Source organism: Microbulbifer sp. (genome assembly GCF_036563125.1).
GTDB lineage: Bacteria > Pseudomonadota > Gammaproteobacteria > Pseudomonadales > Cellvibrionaceae > Microbulbifer.
This window is the reverse complement of sequence record NZ_DATCMV010000085.1, coordinates 1-2,275: the sequence shown is the minus strand read 5'-3', so window position 1 is coordinate 2,275 and position 2,275 is coordinate 1. Positions and strand designations below refer to the sequence as shown.

Below are 2,275 nucleotides of genomic sequence, written 5' to 3'. Positions count from 1 at the left end.
GTTTTATCTATCACTGCTCAAGTCGGAAGCGCGTCATTTTCGCGATTATTTGACCCTTGCCCAGAAGGTTGCCGACGAGGACATTGAGCCTCGGGTGCAGCAGCTGCTCGAGATCGAGAAAAACCTGATCGAGTCTGCGGACCAGGATTTCCGTTTCCACAGTGGTGTCCCCAGTCTCGCTTGAGGCGGGTGCTCAGCTGTCGACAGTCACCACGTCGCCCAGCCTCTCCTGAACGATCTCCCGCAAATCCGCGGCCAGACCGCGGTAAAACCTTCGCGCTGGCGCGCTGGCCCGCCACACCAGGCCGTGCTGGCGACGAATCGGTTTCGACTTGATTTCGCTTACATGCAGCGCTTCCGGGTTGTGCATTTCCGAGTGCACATACAGTCCCGGTAGAAACGCCACGCCCAATCCCATAACCACCATCTGACGCAGTGTGTCCAGGCTGGTGCCCTCGTAATCCCGCTGTAAATGTGCCCCCAGGCCCTGACAAATCTCCTGTACCTGATGGTGGAAGTGATGGTGTTCTTCGAGTGTGAGTACCTTTTCGCCCCGTAGTTGTGAGGGCATTACCTGTGATTTGCCTGCAAGGCGGTGGTCTGCCGGCACGACGAATTTAAGCGGTTCGGTAAACAGGGGTTCCACGGCAATGTCGTCGCGATTCACCGGCAGTGGCACGATCGCGATGTCAAAGGTGCCGTCGGTGAGTCCCTGGAGGAGCTGTCTGGGTGGCCCTTCGCGCACATAGAGTTTCAGTTTGTGGTAGCGGGAGTGCAGGGCGGGAAGCACGTTTGGGAGCAGATACGGGCCCAGGGTTGGGGGGACACCGAGTTTGTAGGTGCTCTGGTGCCCCTGCGCGATCAATTCGGCGTAATTGGTGAATTCCCGCATACCCAGGATCAATTGGCGCGCCTGTTCCAGAAGCTCGCGACCCTCCGGTGTCAGCAGGGTGCCGGCGCGAGAGCGCTCGAACAGGGGGATGCCGAGTGTGGCTTCCAGAGCCTGGATCTGGGTGGTGAGCGCGGGCTGGCTGACCCGTAATTCTTCGGCCGCACGGCGAAAATTCGAATGGGACGCGATGGTCACAAAGTATTCCAGCTGTTTGAAGCTCGGAGGGTTTGCGTTGGTGGGCATAGGGTGTCCGACGGCTATTGATAACGTATGGTTATCAGCAAATGGTATTTCAACTTATTGAACTATCACAAAATAATGGATTCGAACCTGATTGCCCAGTCTTGTAATTCAGCTAAGGAGTTCTCATGGAGCACGTAATTTCCGGTGTAGCGAAATTTCAGAAAGAAGTTTTTCCGTCTAAGCAAGAGCGTTTTTCTGAGCTGGCAGGCGGCCAGAGCCCTGAAGTGCTGTTTATCACTTGTGCGGACTCCCGTATCGACCCGAACCTGGTTACCCAGACCGAACCGGGCGAATTGTTCATCTGCCGTAACGCCGGCAATGTGGTGCCTCCCCACAGTAGTCAGACCGGTGGTATGACCGCTTCCATCGAATTCGCCGTGGCAGCACTGGGTGTTTCCCATATCGTGGTGTGCGGACATACCGATTGCGGTGCCATGAAGGGCGCGATTGCACCGGAAAAGCTCGATGGCCTGCCGCATGTTAAGGAGTGGCTCGGTCACTGCCGTTCCGCTACCGAAGTTGTGCGTGGACGCCATGGTTCCCTATGCACCGATCACCTGGATGAAGTGACCTTCGAAAACGTTATCCAGCAGATGCAGCACCTGCGCACCCATCCCTCTGTGGCGAGCGGTATCGCCAATGGTGGCATCACCCTGCACGGTTGGGTTTACAACATTGGCAGCGGTGAAGTGCTGTGTTTTGACGAAGAATCCCGTGAGTTCAAACCGATGGAAGAGCGCTACCGCGCCTTGATGGGTGAACTGCCGGAAGTGGTTACTGGCGGTGCGTGTAGCGCCTGATCGACCTGAAGCCCAGCCCCCCACGCGGTGGGGCTGGCATGGATGCCGAGTAGTTCAATAGAGGTTGAGCGGTTATGAAGTTCGATTTATCCAACGTGCGCGGCGACATCACCGGCGGTATCACCGCCGGCGTCGTCGCGCTTCCTCTGGCGCTGGCGCTGGGTGTGGCCTCGGGACTCGGTCCCATGGCCGGTATTTATGGCGCTATCGCCGTGGGCTTTTTTGCTGCGCTGTTTGGCGGCACCGGCCCGCAGATTTCCGGGCCGACCGGCCCGATGGTGGTGGTGCTGGCAGGTCTGTTTGCCAGCCTTTCCGGCGATGCCTCCCTGATTTTTACCGC

4 protein-coding genes are annotated in these 2,275 nt (G+C 57.8%); 3 read left to right on the top strand and 1 reads right to left on the bottom strand.

Annotation, left to right across the window (positions count from 1 at the left end):
* Positions 1-184 (top strand): tRNA isopentenyl-2-thiomethyl-A-37 hydroxylase MiaE (miaE, locus tag VIL80_RS06815; protein ID WP_332035369.1); only part of this gene is annotated, 184 nt, incomplete at its 5' end.
* Positions 185-193: 9 nt separating this feature from the next.
* On the opposite strand, the gene VIL80_RS06810 is transcribed toward miaE, so the two are convergent.
* Positions 194-1,135, bottom strand: a complete 942-nt coding sequence (locus tag VIL80_RS06810; protein ID WP_332035368.1) for a hydrogen peroxide-inducible genes activator — start codon at positions 1,133-1,135, stop codon at positions 194-196.
* A gap of 125 nt (positions 1,136-1,260) precedes the next feature.
* Here VIL80_RS06810 and VIL80_RS06805 point away from each other — a divergent pair, with 125 nt between their 5' ends.
* Together VIL80_RS06805 and VIL80_RS06800 are read left to right on the top strand one after the other, a co-directional pair.
* Positions 1,261-1,935, top strand: coding sequence for a carbonic anhydrase (locus tag VIL80_RS06805; protein ID WP_318953889.1), 675 nt, complete (start codon positions 1,261-1,263; stop codon positions 1,933-1,935).
* 74 nt (positions 1,936-2,009) lie between these two features.
* On the top strand, positions 2,010-2,275 hold a 266-nt coding region (locus VIL80_RS06800), incomplete at its 3' end, for a SulP family inorganic anion transporter (protein WP_332035367.1).